The organism is Actinoplanes subtropicus, assembly GCF_000721705.1.
Taxonomy (GTDB): domain Bacteria; phylum Actinomycetota; class Actinomycetes; order Mycobacteriales; family Micromonosporaceae; genus Actinoplanes; species Actinoplanes subtropicus.
The window spans coordinates 385364-403521 of the sequence record NZ_JOJL01000021.1 but is presented as its reverse complement, the minus strand read 5'-3'; the positions used below and the strand labels follow the sequence as shown (position 1 = coordinate 403521).

Annotated in this window: 16 protein-coding genes; 6 read left to right on the top strand and 10 right to left on the bottom strand. The window is 72.2% G+C overall.

What is annotated here, in order from left to right:
* Nucleotides 1–3 precede the first annotated feature (3 nt).
* The gene (locus IH26_RS0129130) at nt 4–1827 is read right to left on the bottom strand and encodes an AMP-dependent synthetase/ligase (protein ID WP_030439441.1); all 1824 of its coding nucleotides are present in this window, start codon (nt 1825–1827) and stop codon (nt 4–6) included.
* Between the two features lie 144 nt (nt 1828–1971).
* On the bottom strand, nt 1972–3192 hold the full coding sequence (locus IH26_RS0129125; RefSeq protein ID WP_034216096.1) for an MFS transporter: 1221 nt from the start codon (nt 3190–3192) through the stop codon (nt 1972–1974).
* Nucleotides 3193–3429: 237 nt separating this feature from the next.
* Between IH26_RS0129125 and pdxR the strand changes: the two genes are divergently transcribed.
* On the top strand, nt 3430–4833 hold the full coding sequence (gene pdxR, locus IH26_RS58450) for a MocR-like pyridoxine biosynthesis transcription factor PdxR (RefSeq protein WP_084599144.1): 1404 nt from the start codon (nt 3430–3432) through the stop codon (nt 4831–4833).
* Here the strand turns inward: pdxR and IH26_RS0129115 are convergent.
* Together IH26_RS0129115 and IH26_RS0129110 are read right to left on the bottom strand one after the other, a co-directional pair.
* Nucleotides 4725–6008 (bottom strand): APC family permease, encoded by a 1284-nt coding sequence (locus tag IH26_RS0129115; protein ID WP_034216093.1) that lies wholly within the window; start codon nt 6006–6008, stop codon nt 4725–4727. The genes pdxR and IH26_RS0129115 overlap by 109 nt on opposite strands.
* Before the next feature lie 67 nt (nt 6009–6075).
* A complete protein-coding gene (locus IH26_RS0129110; protein ID WP_030439437.1) occupies nt 6076–6708 on the bottom strand; it encodes a TIGR03085 family metal-binding protein in 633 nt (210 codons plus the stop codon).
* Nucleotides 6709–6807: 99 nt separating this feature from the next.
* Here IH26_RS0129110 and IH26_RS0129105 point away from each other — a divergent pair, with 99 nt between their 5' ends.
* From IH26_RS0129105 to IH26_RS0129090, 4 genes are all read left to right on the top strand, one after another.
* Nucleotides 6808–8598 carry an ABC transporter ATP-binding protein gene (locus tag IH26_RS0129105; protein ID WP_425394404.1) on the top strand — a complete coding sequence of 597 codons (1791 nt, stop codon included), beginning with the start codon at nt 6808–6810 and terminating at the stop codon, nt 8596–8598.
* Nucleotides 8595–10382: an ABC transporter ATP-binding protein gene (locus tag IH26_RS0129100; RefSeq protein ID WP_030439435.1), complete on the top strand. Its 1788-nt coding sequence runs from the start codon at nt 8595–8597 to the stop codon at nt 10380–10382. The genes IH26_RS0129105 and IH26_RS0129100 overlap by 4 nt, the downstream gene beginning before the upstream one ends.
* Nucleotides 10383–10504: 122 nt before the next feature.
* Nucleotides 10505–10993: a MarR family winged helix-turn-helix transcriptional regulator gene (locus IH26_RS0129095; RefSeq protein ID WP_030439434.1), complete on the top strand. Its 489-nt coding sequence runs from the start codon at nt 10505–10507 to the stop codon at nt 10991–10993.
* The gene (locus IH26_RS0129090; protein ID WP_030439433.1) at nt 10984–12222 is read left to right on the top strand and encodes an MFS transporter; all 1239 of its coding nucleotides are present in this window, start codon (nt 10984–10986) and stop codon (nt 12220–12222) included. Before IH26_RS0129095 ends, IH26_RS0129090 begins: the two co-directional genes overlap by 10 nt.
* 72 nt (nt 12223–12294) lie before the next feature.
* Here IH26_RS0129090 and IH26_RS0129085 read toward each other — a convergent pair whose 3' ends face one another.
* From IH26_RS0129085 to rpsD, 3 genes are all read right to left on the bottom strand, one after another.
* Nucleotides 12295–12933 (bottom strand): response regulator, encoded by a 639-nt coding sequence (locus IH26_RS0129085; RefSeq protein WP_030439432.1) that lies wholly within the window; start codon nt 12931–12933, stop codon nt 12295–12297.
* Entirely contained in the window at nt 12924–14189 is a 1266-nt protein-coding gene (locus IH26_RS0129080) for a sensor histidine kinase (RefSeq protein ID WP_034216089.1), read from the bottom strand. The genes IH26_RS0129085 and IH26_RS0129080 overlap by 10 nt, the downstream gene beginning before the upstream one ends.
* A 303-nt stretch (nt 14190–14492) precedes the next feature.
* On the bottom strand, nt 14493–15101 hold the full coding sequence (gene rpsD, locus IH26_RS0129075) for a 30S ribosomal protein S4 (protein ID WP_030439430.1): 609 nt from the start codon (nt 15099–15101) through the stop codon (nt 14493–14495).
* Nucleotides 15102–15196: 95 nt separating this feature from the next.
* Here rpsD and IH26_RS0129070 point away from each other — a divergent pair, with 95 nt between their 5' ends.
* Nucleotides 15197–15922 (top strand): DUF2470 domain-containing protein, encoded by a 726-nt coding sequence (locus IH26_RS0129070; RefSeq protein WP_030439429.1) that lies wholly within the window; start codon nt 15197–15199, stop codon nt 15920–15922.
* A gap of 7 nt (nt 15923–15929) precedes the next feature.
* Here the strand turns inward: IH26_RS0129070 and IH26_RS0129065 are convergent, their stop codons facing one another.
* From IH26_RS0129065 to IH26_RS0129055, 3 genes are read right to left on the bottom strand one after another with little or no spacing between them, the layout of a single operon-like run.
* A complete protein-coding gene (locus IH26_RS0129065) occupies nt 15930–16544 on the bottom strand; it encodes a TetR/AcrR family transcriptional regulator (RefSeq protein ID WP_030439428.1) in 615 nt (204 codons plus the stop codon).
* A gap of 9 nt (nt 16545–16553) precedes the next feature.
* On the bottom strand, nt 16554–17291 hold the full coding sequence (locus IH26_RS0129060; protein ID WP_030439427.1) for an ABC transporter permease: 738 nt from the start codon (nt 17289–17291) through the stop codon (nt 16554–16556).
* Complete coding sequence (locus IH26_RS0129055; RefSeq protein ID WP_030439426.1) at nt 17288–18019, bottom strand: ABC transporter ATP-binding protein; 732 nt, start codon at nt 18017–18019, stop codon at nt 17288–17290. The genes IH26_RS0129060 and IH26_RS0129055 overlap by 4 nt, the downstream gene beginning before the upstream one ends.
* Nucleotides 18020–18158: the final 139 nt, after the last annotated feature.

Genomic DNA, 18158 nt, shown 5'->3' with positions numbered 1-18158 from the left:
CGTTTAGATCTGGGCCAGCGATCCCTCGTACATCTTGTCGATCTGAGCGGCGAAGTTCGTCTCCACGCTTCGCCGCTTGATCTTCATGGACGGGGTGATCTCGCCGGCCTCGATGCTCAGGTCGCGCGGGAGGATGGCGAACTTCTTCACCGTCTCCCACCGGTTGAGCTTGGTGTTCAGCTCCTTCACGTATCCGTCGATCAGCGCCTCGACCTCGGCCGAGACGACCAGCTCGTCGTACGGCCTGCCGTCGAGCGGGCCGCCCTTGGCCCAGGAGGCGATCGCGTCCTCGTCCAGCGAGATCAGCATGGTCACGTAGTTGCGCGCCTGCCCGACGATCACCGCCTGGGACGTGTACGGGCAGACCGCCTTGAACATGCCCTCGATCGCCGACGGCGCGATGTACTTGCCGCCCGAGGTCTTGACCAGGTCTTTCTTCCGGTCGGTGATGGTCAGGAAGCCGTCCGCGTCGAGCTCGCCGATGTCCCCGGTACGCAGGAAGCCGTCCTCGGTGAACGCCTCGGCCGTCTCCTGCGGGAGGTCGTGGTAGCCCCGCATGACCGGCGCGCCGCGCAGCAGAATCTCGCCGTCCGTGTCGATCTTGCACTCGAGGTCGCCGAGCGGCTGGCCGACCGTGCCGATCTTGAGCTTGCCCATCCGGTTCACGAAATTCGCCGCGCTGCTCTCGGTCATGCCGTACCCCTCCATGATCGGAAGGTTGGCGGCGGCGAAGAACTCGGCGATGTCCCGGCTGAGCGGGGCCGAGCCGCTGACCATCACCCGCAGCCGGCCGCCGAGCCGGGCCTGCAGCTTCGCGAAGACCAGCCTCTCGGCCAGCGCGTACCGCATCTTGAGGCCGGTCGGCAGCGGCTTGCCGGCCTGCTCGAGCGCCACCTTCTGCTTGCCGGTGGCGACCGCCCAGCCGAAGATCTTGGCCTTGGCGCCGCCCGCCTCGAGCGCGGTGGTGACGGTCTTGTTGTAGACCTTCTCGAAGATGCGCGGCGCGGCGCACATCAGCGTCGGCTTGACCACCGAGAGCATGTCGACCAGCTTGTCGACCCGGCCGTCGATGTAGGTGGGCACGCCGACGTGCAGGATGCCGCAGAGCAGCGTCTTGCCGAACGAGTGGGACAGCGGCAGCCACAGGTATTGCAGGTCGGTCGACTCGAACAGCCCGAGGTCCTCCTGGGCGACGCCCTCCCACGTCCAGCCGCGGTGCAGCAGCTGCACGCCCTTGGGCCGGCCGGTTGTGCCGGAGGTGTAGATCAGCGTGGCGAGGTGGTCGGGGCCGACCCCGGCGACGATCTCGTCGATCAGCCCGGGTTTGTCGCGCAGCGCCGCGGCGCCCCGCTCCTCCAGCTCGGCGAGGGTCAGCTGGGGCGGGGTGGCGCCCGCGTCGGCCTGCCCGTCGAGCAGCACCACGTGGGTGACGCCGGTCTCGGCTCCGGAGATCTTGAGGGCCTGCTTCGGATTCTCCGCGATCAGCACCTTCGAGCCCGAGTTGGCGACGATGAAGCTCGCGTCCTCCGGCTCGGTGGTCGGGTAGACCGTGGTGGTGGCCGCGCCGGCGCAGTTGATGCCGAGGTCGGCGAGCACCCACTCGTACCGGGTGCCGGCCAGGATCGCGACCCGGTCCTCCAGGCCGACGCCCAGCTCGTGCAGGCCGGCGGCGATCGCCTTGGCCCGGTCGCCCACCTCCGACCAGGTGTGCCACACCATCCCGGTGTCATCCGCGTTCGGCGTCGCGAACGCCTGACCGTTCGGAGTCGCCGCCACGCGTTTCAAGAACATGTCGGGAATCGACCGGTAAGGAACCTCGAGAGCCATCGGGCGCCGCCTTTGAGCTTGGACCGGGGGACGGGTAACGCGTTAGTTACCGCAGAGTATTGAAAGTGCGGCCAGAGGGCTAGTACCACCCCATGCCGCCCAGTTTATCGACGAACCGGCCGGTAGCCCCACTTCATCGACCGCTCACGGGGTGGCGGCCTCCTCCAACGGGCGCATGGTCCGGATGCCCGCGGCCAGCGTCGCGGTGAGCGCCGCCACCGCGACCGAGGCGGCGAAGACGAGGATCGTCCGGGCGCTGCCCCACGTGATGACGAACACGCCGGCGAGCACCGGGGCCGCGGCCGAGGTGGACATCGCGGCCAGGAGGATGACGCTCAGCACCCGGCCCTGCAGGTGGTCGGGGGTGATCGCGGCCTGGTAGCCGAACAGGGCCGCGTTGCACGAGGGGCCCAGGAAGACCGCCAGCGCCACCGGGACGGCGGCGGCGATGCTGGCGGTCAGCCAGGAGCTGGCCACCAGGACGCCGGCGGCGGCCCAGCAGATGACCCGGATCAGCCGGGCGAACGGGAGCCAGCGCTGCAGGGCGGGTGCCACGAACGCGCCGGCCAGCCCGCCCACCCCGACGATGGTCTCGGTCAGGCCGATCACGGCCGGCTGCACGCCGTGCCGCTGGAGGGTCACGATGATCGTGAAGATGGCGCCGTTGAGGGCGAAGTTCAGCGGCGCCGCGATGATCAGGACGGCTCGCAGGAACGGGTTGCCGAAGACGAAGCGCAGGCCCTCGGCCAGGGCGGCGGCGTGCCCGGGCGGCCGCTCGTCCCGCTCGGCCTGCAGCGGGCGGCGGATCAGCGCGATCCCGGCGAACGACACCAGGTAGGACAGGGCGTTGCCGAGGAACGGCAGGAACGGGGTGACGCCGAAGAGCAGGCCGCCCAGCGGCGGGCCGGCCAGCGACGTGCCGTAGCTGCGGGCCTCGTTGCGGGCCACCGCCGACGGCAGCTGGGCCGGGGGGACGATGCTGCGGATCGAGGCCAGCTCGATGGTGTTGAACATCGCGGTGCAGAAGGCGTCGATGACCGCCACCACGATGACCGTCGCCAGATCGGCCCGGCCGGCCGCGATCGCGGTGGCCAGCAGCAGGAAGGCGATCAGGCGGACCACGTCGCAGGTGAGCAGGGCGCGGCGGCGGTCGATCCGGTCGGCCAGGACGCCGGCCGGCAGGCGGACGGCGAGCTTGACGACCAGGGCGGTGGTGCCGACCGCGCCGGCCTTGACCGGGGAGCCGGTCCGCTCGAGCACCAGCAGCGGGACGGCCAGTTGGGCGATGGCGCTGCCGAGGTCGGAGAGGGACTGACTGGACCACAGGAGGTTGAACTCCCGGTTGCGCCACAGAGGGGTGGTCACGTCTCACCGCTCAGTGGCTGAAGGGTCACCTAGCGTAAGTTATTTACTGGCTGCGATTAACGCAACAGTCGGTCGGCGGCCCCATCCAACCACCCCGCCCGCCACCCAAAAACGGACTGAAGGCCGCCTCCGTGCTCGTGACACGTCAACGCGACGGCCCCCGTTCCGCATGAGCCGAGCCTAGGTGACCAGCACCGGGTGGCCGGCATATTGCTTGGGCCATACCAGAATGGGGCGATGGACCTGGTCATCGAGGCGTTCCCGGCCGGCGAGAAGACGGTGGCCGTGTATCGGGCGCTGCGCGCCGCCATTGTGGACGGGCGGCTGCCGCGGGGGCATCGGCTGCCGGCCACCCGTACGCTCGCCATTGATCTCGGGGTTTCCCGGGGGAGCGTGGCGACCGCCTACGAACGCCTGGTGGCCGAGGGGTATTTGACCTCGCGGGTCGGGTCGGGGACCTTCGTGGCCCCGGTGCGCGCCGCGAAACCGTCGCGCGCGGCGGCGGCCGATCCGCTGCGGCCACGCCGAGGGTGGGCGATCGAACCGGTGCCGACCAGCGCGAACGAGGCGACGCCACGGTACGACTTCCGTACCGGCATTCCGGACGCGCGGCTGTTCCCGTTCGACACCTGGCGGCGGCTGGTCGCGGCCGAGATGCGCCAGGGGGCGAACAATCCGGGCGTCTACGCGGGACCGGAGGGGCATCCGGCGCTGCGGGCGGCGATCGCGCGCTATCTCGGGTACGCCCGGTCGGTCCGCGTGGCGGCCGGCGACGTCGTGGTCACCAACGGCACGCAGCACGCGCTCGACCTGGTCGGCCGGGTGCTGCTGCGGCCGGGGGACGTGGTGGCCGTGGAGGAGCCGGGGTATCCGCCGGCGCGGCGGCTGTTCGAGACCCTCGGCTGCCGGGTGGTGGGGGTGCCGGTCGACGAGGAGGGGCTGGTCGTGGCGGCGCTGCCGGCCGGGTGCCGGCTGGTCTACGCGACGCCGTCCCATCAGTTTCCGCTCGGGCGGGCGATGAGCCTCGACCGGCGGCGGGAACTGCTCGACTGGGCCGCGCGCCGGCCGGTGGCGATCGTCGAGGACGACTACGACAGCGAGTTCCGGTTCTCCGCGCGGCCGCTCGAACCGCTGTTCAGCCTCGACGCGGCCGGGCGGGTGATCTACGCCGGGACGTTTTCCAAAAGCATGATTCCGGCCGTACGCACGGGATTCGTCCTCGTGCCGCCGGGGCTGCGGGCCGCGGTGGCGGCGGCTCGGCAGGTGAGCGATGGGTATGGGTCGCCGCCGCTGCAGGCCGCCCTCGCCCGGTTCATCGACGAGGGGTTGCTGGCTCGGCACGTGCGGCGGGCCGGGCGCGAGTATGGGCGGCGACACGAGACGATTTCCCGCAACATTTCAGAAATGTCGGACCTGGCGCTGCTGCCCTCCGCGGCCGGCCTGCACGTGACGGCCCTGCTCCGGAGGGGCCGCGCCGCCCCGGTGGTGGCCGAGGCGGCGGCGAACGGGCTGGCCGTCGAGGACCTGGGTCGCTACGCCACCTCGCAGGAGGGCTTCGTGTTCGGGTTCGGCGCGGTCGACCCGGCGCTGATCGGCGAGGGGATGGCGATCTTCGCCGGCCTCCTGGCCCGCCACGCCTGATAGCCGACCGCCCCCGCCGCCACCACGAGGCTGAGCAGCGCCGGCGCCCCGGTCAGCACCAGCAGCCCGAGCACCGCCACGAAGGCCACGCCGGCCCAGAACCGGGACGGCCCGGCCGGCAGCAGCCGCAGCGCCGCCGCCGTCCCGAGCACGTAGACGAGCGTGAAGCACCCGGTGACCAGCAGCATCGAGGTCTGCAGCCCGAACGGCAGGGTCACCGCCCCCAGGCTCGCCACCAGCACGAACGTGAGCGACCGCCGCTGCGTACCGAACGCCCTGGACGGCAGCGCGCCGTCCCGGGCCAGCGCCGCGCCGAGCCGGGACGCCCCGGCCAGGTACGCGTTGACCGCGCCGATCGTGAGCAGCACCGCGACCACCGCCGTGACGACCCGGACCGGGCCGCCCACCCCGACCGCGAGCAGGTCGGCCAGCGGTGCCGGGCTCCGGCCGAGGGCCGGCCCCAGCACGAGCACGCTGGTCGCCGCGATCGCCAGGTACAGCACGCCCACCACGGCGACCGCGATCGCGGTGGCCCGCGGCACGTCCCGGCGCGGGTCGCGGTAGTCCGGCGAGAGCGAGGACACCGCCTCCCAGCCGGCGAAGCCCCAGACCAGCACGGCCGCGGCCGCCCCGATCCCGGCCAGGCCGTGCGGCGCGAACGGGGTCAGGTTGTGCCAGCGCGCGTGCGGCAGCGCGGTCGCCACGGTGACCAGCAGCAGGGTGGCCAGCGCACCGGTGAGCCACAGCTGGACCCGGCCGGAGATCCGCAGGCCGAACCAGTTCATCACGTACACCACGCCGACGATCACCAGGAACGTGGCGAGCACCGTACGGCGGCCGCCGCCCAGCACGTCGGCCACGTAGTTGCCGGCGAACGCGGCCGCGGCCGGCGCGCCGAGCGGCACGGCGAAGTAGAAACACCACCCGACCGCGGCCGCCGCGCGCGGGCCGAAGGCGAGCCGGACGTACGTGGAGACGCCGCCGCCGTCCGGGTGCCGCGCGCCGAGGGCCGCGAACGTATCGGCCAGCGGGGCCGAGAGCAGGATCAGCGCGGCCCAGGCGACCAGCGAGGACGGGCCGGCCACGCCGGCGGCGAGGGCGGGCATCGAGATCACGCCGGTGCCGAGGACGGCGCCGACGCTGAGCGCGGTGCCCTGCGCCACGGTGAGCTTCATGATACGAACGTACGGCCCGGATTGGCCCGGCGTCTGGGCCAATCCGGCGCCAATGGCTTGGGCCAATTTAGACCCCGAGATGGGCCGTCCGCAGCCGCTCGGCCTGCTCGGGCGGCCCCTCGACCTCGGCCCGGCAGGCGCGCTGCCGGCCAGAGAGGAACAGGGCCAGTTCGCCGGCCGGCGCGACGACCGCCAGTTCCGGCCGCTCGCCGCCGACGGTGAACTCGCCGTAGCCGTTCGCCTCCCGCACCCGGACCGGCATCCGCAGCCGGCGCAGCGCCATCTTGCCGGTGAACCGGACCGCCCGCCAGATCGCCCGGGCGTGCTCCTCGGCCAGCTCGCGCGGCTCCCAGCCGGCCCCGCCGCGGCGTACGTCCTCGTGGTGAATGAAGAATTCGACGGTGTTGGTGAGCTCGTCGAGCAGCGGGTTGCTGACCGGGCTCCACCAGGGCGGATTCCGTACCTCGGCGACGATCTCGGGGAACGGGCGGGCGGCCGTGGCCCGCCGAATCCGCTCGCCGTGCTCGCGCAGCGGTGGCAGGATCACCCCGGCCGCCGCGTCCGGACGGCGCTCGCGCACGACGAGGTGCGCCGCGAGGTCGCGGGTGGTCCAGCCGGCGCAGAGGGTCGGCTGGTCGGGGCCGGTCCGGAGCAGCAGGTCGGCGAGGCGTTGCCGCTCTTCACGGGCAAAGGCAGTCACGGACGTGATGGTAGACACATTGTCACAGGTGTAAACGGCGGCAGGATAGTTCGGTAAGGCCGGTGTTGCCGGCGAACGCTTACAGGTCGGGTTGGGACATTGAGCGGCAGCAGGGCCAGCCGGGACGTGCTGGGACGGGGACTGCGGGTGCTCGGGCAAGCGATTCGGGACGAGCCGCGCCTGTTCACCGTCGGGGTCGTCGGCAGCAGCCTCTTCGGCTTGCTGATCATCGCTAACTCGTACGTCGTCGGCGGCGTGGTCGGGCACGTGGTGGTGCCGGCCTTCGCCTCCCGGCGCGCCGAGACGGGCACGCTGGCGCTGGTCGCCGTGCTCTTCCTCGGGATCAGCGTGCTGCGGGTGGCGAGCATCTTCGGACGCCGGCTCGGCGCCGGGTTCATGCAGTTCCGGCTGCAGGCCCGTTACCGCCGAGCGGTGACCCGCCGCTACCTGTCGCTGCCGCCGTCCTGGCACCAGACGCACGCCACCGGCACCCTGCTGTCCAACGCGAACTCCGACGTGGAGGCCGCGTTCGTGCCGATCGCGCCGCTGCCGTTCGCGGTCGGCACGATCGTGATGGTGTTCGCCGCGGTGCTCGCGCTGTTCCTCACCGACTGGGTGCTGGCGCTGGTCGGGGTGGCGCTGTTCCCGGCGCTGTTCGGGCTGAACGTCATCTACTCCCGCTACATGTCGCCAAGACAGATCCGCGCCCAGCAGATGCGGGCGAAGGTCAGCGCGGTGGCGCACGAGAGCTTCGACGGCGCGCTGGTGGTCAAGACGATGGGCCGGGAGGAGGACGAGTCCCGCCGGTTCGCCGTGTTCGTGACCGAGCTGCGGGACGCGCTGATCTCGGTGGGCCGGCTGCGCGGCCTGTTCGACCCGGTGATGGACAGCCTGCCCAGCGTCGGCACGCTGGCCGTGCTGCTGCTGGGGGCGTGGCGGCTGCAGACCGGGGCGATCAGCGTGGCCGAGCTGGTGACGGTCTCGTTCCTGTTCACCGTGCTGGCGTTCCCGGTGCGGGCGATCGGCTGGGTGGTCGCCGAGTTGCCGCGGTCGGTGGCCGGCTGGGACCGGGTGCAGGCCGTGATCTCGTCGACCGGCGATCTGCACTACGGCACGAAAAACCTGGAAAAATCGGGCGAATCTGCGACGCTGGCGTTTGAACACGTCGATTTCGCGTACGGCGATGGGCCCTTGGTCTTGAACGACGTGACCTTCACCGTGCCGGCCGGCAAGACCGTGGCCCTGGTCGGCCCCACCGGATCGGGCAAGTCGACCATCGCCTCGCTGGCGATCCGCCTGGTCGACCCGGCCGACGGCAAGATCACGATCGACGGCGAGGAGCTGCCGTCCCTGACGGAAGCGTCGCTGGCGAGGACGGCCGCGCTCGTACCGCAAATTCCTTTTGTCTTCGATGACACGGTGCGCGGGAACGTGACCCTCGAACGGGACGGGGTCGGCGAGGAGGAGGCCTGGCGGGCGCTGCGGCTGGCCCAGGCCGACCGGTTCATCGAGAAGCTGCCCGAGGGCCTCGACACGGCGGTCGGCGAGCGCGGCACCTCGCTCTCCGGCGGCCAGCGGCAGCGGATCACCCTGGCCCGGGCGCTGGCCGGCCGCCCCCGGCTGCTCGTGCTGGACGACGCGACGAGCGCGGTCGACCCGCGGGTGGAGGCGGCCATCCTCGGCTCGCTGCGGGGCCGGGAGGCGGGCGCGTCGATCCTGGTGGTGGCGTACCGGCGGGCCACGATCGCGCTCGCCGACGAGGTGATCTACCTGGAGCAGGGCAAGGTGGTGGCGACCGGCACGCACGCCGATCTGCTGGCCGGCAACCAGGGGTACGTCGACCTGGTCACCGCGTACGAGAAGGCCGAGCAGGAACGGGTCGAGGCATGACCACCGCTACCCCGGCCCCCGTCGGCGAGGGCACTTTCGCGACCGTCAAGCGGGGCCTGGCGCTCTCGCCGGAGCTACGCCCCGGGCTGGGCGGCACGATCGCGCTGGCCATCGTGCAGATGCTCGGCAAGGTGGCCGTCCCGATCGCCGTGCAGCAGGGCATCGACCACGGCATCCGGGCGGCCGGCGGCCCCGACCTCGGCTTCGTGGGCCAGGTCGTGGCGCTCACCCTGGTGGTCCTGGCGATCTCCACGGCGGCCGGCTATCTGATGACCCGCCGCCTGTTCACGGTCAGCGAGACCGCGCTGGGCGCCCTCCGCTCGCGCACCTTCCGGCACATCCACGACCTGTCGATGCTGCACCAGCAGTCCGAGCGACGCGGCTCGATGGTGTCCCGGGTGACCAGCGACGTCGACCAGATCTCCCAGTTCCTGCAGTTCGGCGGGGTGCAGCTGCTGCTCTCCTCGGGCCAGCTGCTGGTGTCCACGCTGGTCATGCTCTTCTACTCGTGGCAGCTGACGATCGTCGTGCTGCTTGCCTTCGGCCCGGCGGTCGCCGTGATCCGGCTCTTCCAGAAGAGGCTGGCCGCGGTCTACAAGGCGGTCCGCGAGCGGACCGGCGTCATGCTCGGCGCGGTCGCCGAGAGCGTGGTGGGTGCGATGGTGATCCGGGCGTACGGGGTGGCCGGCCGCACCGAGAAGCGCCTGGACACCTCGATCGAGAGCCTGCGGGTCGCCCAGCAGCGGGCCCTGCGTACCAGCGTGACCAGCTTCTCCTCGGGCGAGCTCGGGGCCGGCCTGGCGCTGGCCGCGGTGGTGGTGATCGGCACGCTGCTCGGCGTCGGCGGGCACCTCACGGTCGGCGAGCTGACCGCGTTCCTGTTCCTGGTGACGCTGTTCATCCAGCCGGTGCAGATCGCCACCGACATGCTCAACGAGGCGCAGAACGCGGTCGCGGGCTGGCGTCGCGTACTCGATGTGCTTGATCTTCTGCCCGATGTCGCCGATCCGGAGGACGAGGGGGTCGCGCTGCCGCCCGGCCCGCTGTCGGTGCGCTTCCGCGACGTGTCGTTCCGCTATCCGGGCGGCCCGATCGTGCTCGCCGACGTCGACCTGACGCTGGACGCCCGCAAGAAGTACGCGGTGGTCGGCGAGACCGGTAGCGGCAAGACCACGTTCGCGAAGCTGCTGACCCGGCTGATGGACCCGGTCGCCGGCGAGGTGCTGCTCTCCGGGACGCCGCTGCCGAGCGTGCGCTTCTCCTCGCTGCGCTCGCGGGTGGTGATGGTGCCGCAGGACGGGTTCCTGTTCGACGCGACGATCGCCGAGAACATCCGCTTCGCCGAGCCGTCGCTCACCGACGAGCAGCTGGCGATCGCGTTCGAGGAGCTGGGCCTGTCCGACTGGCTCGCCGGCCTGGCCGCCGGGCTGGAGACCCCGGTGGGCGAGCGCGGCGAGGCGCTCAGCGTGGGGGAGCGGCAGCTGGTCGCGCTGGTCCGGGCGTACGTAGCCGACCCCGACCTGCTCGTGCTGGACGAGGCGACGAGCGCGGTCGACCCGGCCACCGAGGTACGCCTGCAGCGAGCCCTCGACCTGGTCACCCGCGGCCGCACGACGGTGGCGATCGCGCACCGGCTCTCCACCGCCCAGGCCGCCGACGAGGTGATCGTGGTGGACGCGGGCCGGGTCGTGCAGCGCGGCCCGCATGCCACGCTGGTCGCCGAGGAGGACTCGATCTACGCCAAGCTGTACGCCTCCTGGTTGGAACAGACCCGCTCGCATTGAGGTCAGGATGTGAGGACTGGGCGGCCTCAACCCAGCCGTCGATGACGGGAATCCTGCGGCCGCCAGGTGGGGCGCCCGGCCAGACGTAACAGCACTTACATAAGCACTGTTACGATCGGGCGGTGACCGAGGACCCGACCGAGAGCAGCCTCTGGCGGCCGCTGTTCGCCTTGCAGGCCGCCATGGACGCCGATATCGCCCGGGTTTACGCCGAGGCGCGGATCGACGGGCTCAAGCCGAGTTGGGTGATGGAGCTCATCCGGCTACACCTGCGCGGGCCGATGACGCTCACCGAGTTGGCCGCGGCGGTGGAGCGCACCCATTCGGCGATCAGCCAGAAGGTGTCGGCGATGCGGGCGGCCGGCTGGGTGCATACCGTCGAAGGGGCCGACGCCCGCAGCAAGCGAGTGACTCTCACGCCGAAGGCCCGCAGAGTCGTCGGCCGGCTCGCCGCCGAGTGGCGGGCCACCGAGGCCGCGCTCGCCGAGCTCGAGACAGAGATTCCCTATCCGCTCAGCCGCGCCGCCGCCGATATCGCGGCCGCGCTCGAGCGGCGTAGCTTCCACGATCGCATCCTCGACAAACTCGCCGAGGATCCGGCGTGGCGGTGAGGCACGCGCTGATCGACGTGACCCCGCTGCGTTCGCAGCCGCTGTTCCGGCGAGTGTGGATCGGCGGTCTGTGCTCGGGGTTCGGCAGCCAGATGACGCTGGTCGCGGTGATGTTCCAGGTGTGGCAGCGCACTCACAGCACGGTCTGGACGGGCGCGGTCGGCGTCGCCCAGGCACTGCCGATCATGCTGTTCGGGCTGTTCGCCGGTGCGCTCGTGGACCGCGCCGACCGGCGGCGGATCTACCTGGCGGCGGTAACTGGATCGGGTGCCTGCTCGGCCCTGCTCGCAGTGCAGGGCTTCGCGGGCGGCCTGCCCGTCGCAGGCGTACTGGGACTGGTGGCGGCGCAGTCCTGCTTCGGCGCACTCGGCGGGCCCGCCAGGCGAACCTTTCTTGTCCGTCTCCTGCCGCCCCCGCAGCAGGCGGCCGGGCTGGCGCTCAACCGCATCTCGTTCCAGTCGGCCATGCTCCTCGGGCCGGCGCTCGGCGGCCTGCTGGTGGGCGCGGTCGGCGTCGGCGGCTGCTACCTGGTCGACGCGCTGACCTTCGCGGTATCGCTCGCCTGTGTCGCTGGGCTGCCGCCGATGCTCCCGGCCGGCGAACCGCCCAGGCCTGGACTGCACGGCGTCGCCGAAGGGCTCCGGTTCCTGGCGGGCAGCCCGGCGGTACGCGCGGCGCTGCTCACCGACCTGGCGTCGACCGTGCTCTCCATGCCGATCAGCCTGTTCCCGCTGATCAACGCTGAGCGCTTCGGGAACGATCCTCGGACGCTCGGCTTGTTCCTGTCGGCGATCGCCGTCGGCGGCGTCGTCGCATCGGTGCTGTCCGGCACGTTCACCCGGCTTTCGCGGCCCGGCCTGGTGATGCTCTGCGGCTCAGCGGCCTGGGGTGTCGCGCTGGTCCTGTTCGGATTGGTGCCGGACGCCCGGGCCGGGCTCGCGTTTCTGTCGCTGGCCGGGGCCGCCGACACGGTCGCCGTGGTCGCCCGCGGCACGGTCGTACAGCGTTTCACCCCCGACGGTCTGCTGGGCCGGGTTGCGGCGGCCGAGCAGATCGTCGGCCAGGCGGGCCCCGATGTCGGGAATCTGCGCGCAGGCGTGGTAGCAGGCCTGACCTCGGGTGTGACAGCTCTGGTCAGCGGCGGCCTGCTGTGCGTGGCAGCTGTCCTGCTCATCGACCGAACCACCCCGCAGCTGCGCCGAGCCGGCGGCAATCTCGAGGCAGGGTAACTGTCACCATTTCTTCTGTCGGCCATGCTCGGCCATCCGCCGGCCAGGCCGGTGTGCTTGAGTCGCAGCCGGCTAGCCGCCCAGAAAGCGCAGCACGGCCAGCACCCGGCGGTGGTCGCTGTCCGCCGGGGCCAGCCCCAGCTTGGCGAAGATGCTGTTCACGTGCTTGGCCACGGCGCTCTCGCTGACCACCAGCGCGCCGGCGATGCCGGCGTTGGACCGGCCCTCGGCCATCAGGGCGAGCACGTCGTGCTCGCGCGGGGTGAGCCGGTCGAGCGGGGCGGTGCGGCGCACCAGCAGCTGCGAAACGACCTCGGGGTCGAGCACCGTGCCGCCGCCGGCGATCCGGCGCGCCGCCGCGACGAAGTCGTCGACGTCGGCCACCCGGTCCTTGAGCAGGTAGCCGAGCCGACGGGTGTCGCCGGTGAGCAGCCTGGTGGCGTACCGCTCCTCGACGTACTGGGACAGCACCAGCACGCCGACCTCGGGCCACTGCCGGCGGACCTGGATCGCGGCGCGCAACCCCTCGTCGGCGTAGCCGGGCGGCATCCGCACGTCGGCCACGAGCAGGTCGGGCCGGTGCTCGTCGACGGCCCGCAGCAGCGCGTCGGCGTCGCCCACCGCGGCGACGACCGGGCAGTCGTGGGAGGCGAACAGGCGGGAGAGGCCGTCGCGCAGCAGCACCGAGTCCTCGGCGAGCACTACCCGCACGGCAGGGTCACCAGGATCGACGTCGGGCCGCCGGCCGGGCTGGCGATGCTGAGCGTGCCGTCCACCGACTCGACGCGCTGGCGCAGGCCGCGCAGGCCGGTGCCGCGTACCGGGTCGGCGCCGCCCCGGCCGTCGTCGGCGACGGCCAGGGTCAGGCCGTCGGTCTGCTGCCGTACCACGACGTCGGCCCGGGTCGCGGCCGCGTGTTTGGCCACATTGGACAGCGCCTCGGACACCACGAAGTAGGCGACCGCCTCGATCGCCGCGGGCGGCCGCCCGCGCAGGTCGACCACCAGCCGGACCGGCACCGGCGAGCGGGCCGCGATGCCGGACAGCGCCGCGTCCAGGCCGAGCTCGTCGAGGATGGCCGGGTGCAGGCCGCGGATGAGGTCGCGCAGCTCGGCGAGCGTCTGCTTCGCCTCCTCGTGCGCTGCCGTGACGGCCGCGCGCACCGTGGGGTCGGCGTCGGCGACCGCGGCGCGGGTCATCCCGAGGTTCATGGCCAGCGACACCAGGCGCTGTTGGGTGCCGTCGTGCAGGTCGCGCTCGATGCGGCGGCGCTCGGCGTCGGCCGCCTCGACGGCGGCGGCCCGGCTGGCCGACAGGGACGCGACGCGCCGGGCGAGCAGCTCGGCGGCCGGCGGCTGCAGCAGCCGCCGGGCCAGCGCCAGGTCGAGGGCGGCGGCACCCCGGGCGAGCCAACCCGCCGCGATCGCCATGGCCACGCCGAGCGCCGCGATCGGCAACCGGTTCAGCAGGCTGCCCTTGCTGCTGAGCGCCGCGGCCACCACGAAACCGGGGCCGAACACCAAGCCGGCCAGGACCAGGACGCCGGCCAGCGCGAGGAATGCGCCACCCAGCGCGTGGTAGCGGACCTGCCGCCAGGTCGCGGACGACACCGCCTGGCGGGCCAGCCAACGCCGGCGGGGCACGCCGGGCGGCCGCGCGGCGGGCGGTGCCAGGCCGGCGCCGAGCAGGCGGAGCCGGGCCTCGTGCCACAACGTGAACCGGAAGGTCAGCGCGAGCAGCACGGGCAGCGCCACGGCAAGCGGAGCCGCCGCGCCGACCATGCCGCCCAGCTCCTCGGAGCCGCTCAAGCCCGGCAACGGGTGCTCCGCCCCGACCAGCACCCCGACGCCCACCATTGCCACGACCAGGGCGACCGGCACGAGCCACAACCCGGCGCCGGCCAGCAGGCCGGCGACGGCCAGCCAGGTACGCCGCGACCACAGCACCGCCGGCCCGTCCCGCCACATCACGCGCCCACCCTAGCCATCCGTGGCCGCCCGGAGGATCCCGCTGATTACCGGATCTGCCCTGTACCCAGTACCACCCCCAAGACAGTTGCCGCCGCTACCGACACCGGCCGCCGCGGCCGACACGCTTGATCGCATGGATCGAATCGGGTCTGGGCGGTCTTGGGCCGGGCCCGCCCGGCGGCCGGGCGCGGAGCTGTTGTTGCAGCCTGCGGCCCGGGCACACCGGGTACTGGTCTCACCCGTACGGTAAAGGTGCGGCAGGGAAACGCCTGGAGGGACCGGCGGTGAAGTAGGCCGCGGTCAGCGGGCGTAGAACTCCACGACCAGCTGCTCGTCGCAGAGGACCGGGATCTCCTTGCGTTCGGGGGCCCGCAGCAGCGTGGTGCGCAGCTCCTCGACGGCGGTGGAGAGGTAGGGCGCGGTCGGGCCGTCCAGGTGGGCGCCGGCCGCGGCCAGCTGGAACGGGGGCTTCTGGCGGCTGGACTCGCGTACCTCGACCACCTGGCCGGGCTTCAGGCGGAAGCCGGGGCGGTCGACCTTCTTGCCGTCGACGGTGAAGTGGCCGTGCACTACCAGCTGGCGGGCCTGGTAGATGGTGCGGGCCAGGACGGCCCGGTGCACGACCGCGTCGAGGCGGCGTTCGAGGAGGGTGACCATGGTCTCGCCGGTCTTGCCGTCGGCGCGGTGGGCGTCCTCGTATGCCTTGCGCATCTGCGCCTCACTGATGTTGTACTGGTGCCGCAGGCGCTGCTTCTCCAGCAGTCGCACCTGGTAGTCCGAGGCCTTGCGGCGCCCGCGGCCGTGCACGCCCGGCGGGAAGGGCCGCTTCTCGAAGTACTTCACGCACTTGGGGGTCAGCGGGATGCCGAGGGCACGGGACAGCTTGGCCTTGGGCCGGGGGTTGTTCATGAAGTCTCCGAGAGAGGTACTTGCGCTCGAGGCCGGTGTTACGGTTAGCCTCACCTTACTAAGGCAAGCCTAACTGGTCCGCGGAGGTATCAACAATGCAGCCCACTCCCGCCGAGGTCGCTCGGACGATCGCGGCCGGCCACCTCCCGGCGGTCGCGCACATCGCGTGCCGGCCGGGACCGCTCCCGGTGCGCCACGTGACCGACGCGCACGGCCGGGTGCTGCTGCTCTCGCCGGCCGGCGGGGGTGTCGCCGCCGCGCTCCGGCCGCAGCCGGGCACCGGGGACACGGCGATGGTGCTCGACATCGCCGACGTGCCGCCGGTGGCCGGCTCGCCCTCGCTCGGCCGGGTCTGGGTCTCCGGCTGGGCCACCCGGCTCGACGGCGACGAGGCCAAGCGGGCCGCGCTGGACTACGCCGAGATCGACGCCTCCGGCGACCTGCTCGACGTCGGCGAGTCCCAGGTGCTGCACCGGATGGACGTCGCCGAGGTGCGCTACGAGCGCAACGAGAACCTGGTCGACGTCGACCCCGACGAGTTCGCGGCGGCCGCGCCGGACCCGCTGCGGCAGATCGAGTTCGACCTGATCACCGACCTGGCCGACCATCACCTGGCCGAGATGAGCGCGTACGTGCGCCGCCAGCTCGGCTCGGCGTTCCAGCCGAAGGACGAGCCGCGGGTGGTGCGGATGGACCGGTACGGCTTCCTGGTCCGCCTCGACGAGAAGCTGGCCCGGCTCGCCTTCCCGCGCCCGGTCGCCGACCGGCAGGACCTGGCCCATCTGCTGCATCCGGTGCTCTGCCACCGCTGCGGCGGCTGAACCCCTGCTACGAGCCGGCCTTGAACACCTCGGGCATCGGGTCGTCCAGGAACCGCTGGACGTTCGGCCCGATCGCCGCCACCAGCACCTCGGCGTCGGCGCCGGCCAGCGGCTCGAGCTTCAGCACGTACCGGGCCACCATCAGGCCGGCTATCTGGGTGGCGACCAGGGTCGAGCGCAGCGGCGCCTCGGCCGGCTCGAGGACCAGGTCGGCGACCGCCCGCCGGAGGATCTGCGTGATCACGAACTCGCGCAGCAGCCGCGCCGTCCACTCGTTGCTCAGCGCCGACCGGAACATGGCCAGTGCCGCCGCCCCGGCCGGCGAGTCCCACACCGACAGCACCAGCCGCACCAGGCGGATACCGGCCTGATCCCGCGGGCCGGCCAGCGCCCGCGGGATCATCTCGGCCGGGTTGATCGGCGCGTTCATGGCCGCCAGGAAGAGCTGTTCCTTCGTACCGAAATAATGGTGCACGAGGGCGGGATCGACCCCGGCGCCGGCCGCGATGGCGCGGATCGACGCCTTGTCGTACCCCTTCTCCGCGAAGGTGCGGCGGGCGGAGTCCAGAATGGACGACCGGGTGTCCTGATTGCCGGGGCGCCGCCCGCTCCGCTTCACCAACCAACTCTCCTAGGGTGTGCGGCGCCGCAGCGTCGCGGCGGCCAGGACCAGCGCGAGCACCGCGGCGCCGGCCACGATGATCACGTCGCGCCACATCGTGGCGGTGGCCTCGGCCGACTTGCCGACCTCGAGCAGCGCGTCGACCGCGTAGGTCAGCGGCAACACGTCGGCGATCGCCTGCAGCCAGCCGGACATCGCCTCGCGCGGCACGAACAGCCCGCAGAGCAGGATCTGCGGGACGACCACCACCGGTAGGAACTGTACGGCCTGGAACTCGGTGCGGGCGAAGGCGCTGCACAGCAGGCCGAGCGCCACCCCGAGCACCGCGTCGACCACGGCGATCAGCAGGACCAGCCCGGCGCTGCCCGCGGTGTCCAGCCCGAGCAGCCAGTAGGCCACGCCGGTGGCGACCGCGCCCTGCACCGCCGCCGCGACCGAGAAGGCGATGCCGTACCCGAACAGCAGGTCGACCTTGCCCAGCGGCGTGGTGAGCAGCCGTTCCAGGGTGCCGGTGGTCCGCTCGCGCAGCATCGCGATGCTGGTCACCAGGAACATGATCACGAACGGGAAGATGCCGAGCATGGTCAGCGCGATCCGGTCGAAGGCGCCCGGCGCGTCCTCGTACATGTAGTAGAGGACGGCCAGCAGCAGCGCCGGCACCACGATCAGCAGCGCCACCGTGCGCCGGTCGTGCCGAAGTTGCCGGACGATGCGCCCGGACGTGGACAGAGTGATCCCGACGCTCATGCCGCCACCTTCTCCTCGCGCTCGCGGATCAACCGCAGGAACGCCGCTTCCAGGTCGTCGGTGCCGGCGGCCGCGCGCACTCCCGCCGGGGTGTCGTCGGCGATCAGCTCGCCGTCCCGGATCAGCAGCAGCCGGTCGCAGCGCCCGGCCTCGTCCATCACGTGGCTGGAGACGAGGAAGGTCACCCCGCGCCCGGAGAGGTCGTGAAATTGCGCCCAGAGGTCGTCCCGGAGCACCGGATCCTGCCCCACGGTCGGCTCGTCCAGCACCAGCACCTCGGGCGAGGCGACCAGCGCGCAGGCCAGCGACGCCCGGCTGCGCTGCCCGCCGGAGAGGTTGCCGACCAGCTGCCGCGCCGCCGAGGTGAGCCCGACATCCGCGATCGCCCGCTCGGCGTCGGCCGCGCCCAGCCCGTACAGCGAGGCGAAGTACCGCGCGTTCTCCCGCACGGAAAGATCCGCATACACACTCGGCGCCTGCGTCACGTAGCCCACCGTGCGCCGCAGCGGCGCGCTCCCGGCCGGCTTCCCGAGGACCGTCACCGTGCCCGCCTTGACGATCTGCACCCCGACGATCGCCCTGATCAGCGTCGTCTTGCCGCTCCCGCTCGGCCCGAGCAGCCCGGTCACGCTCCCGGCCGGGATCGAGCAGTCGATCCCGTCGAGCACGCGCCGCCGCCCCCTATCCACCACGAGGCCGGACACCTCGATCGCGCTCTGGTAATTCATCACGTGATGATTTCACCGCGCGATGAATTCAAAAGCAAGTCCAAAGCAGCAGACGTACGCGATCTGACAAGTCCCCGATGCGGTGGATGGCCCGAGTGGGTGGTCGCGCTCCGACTCCGGCTTCCGGGCTGTCCTGCAT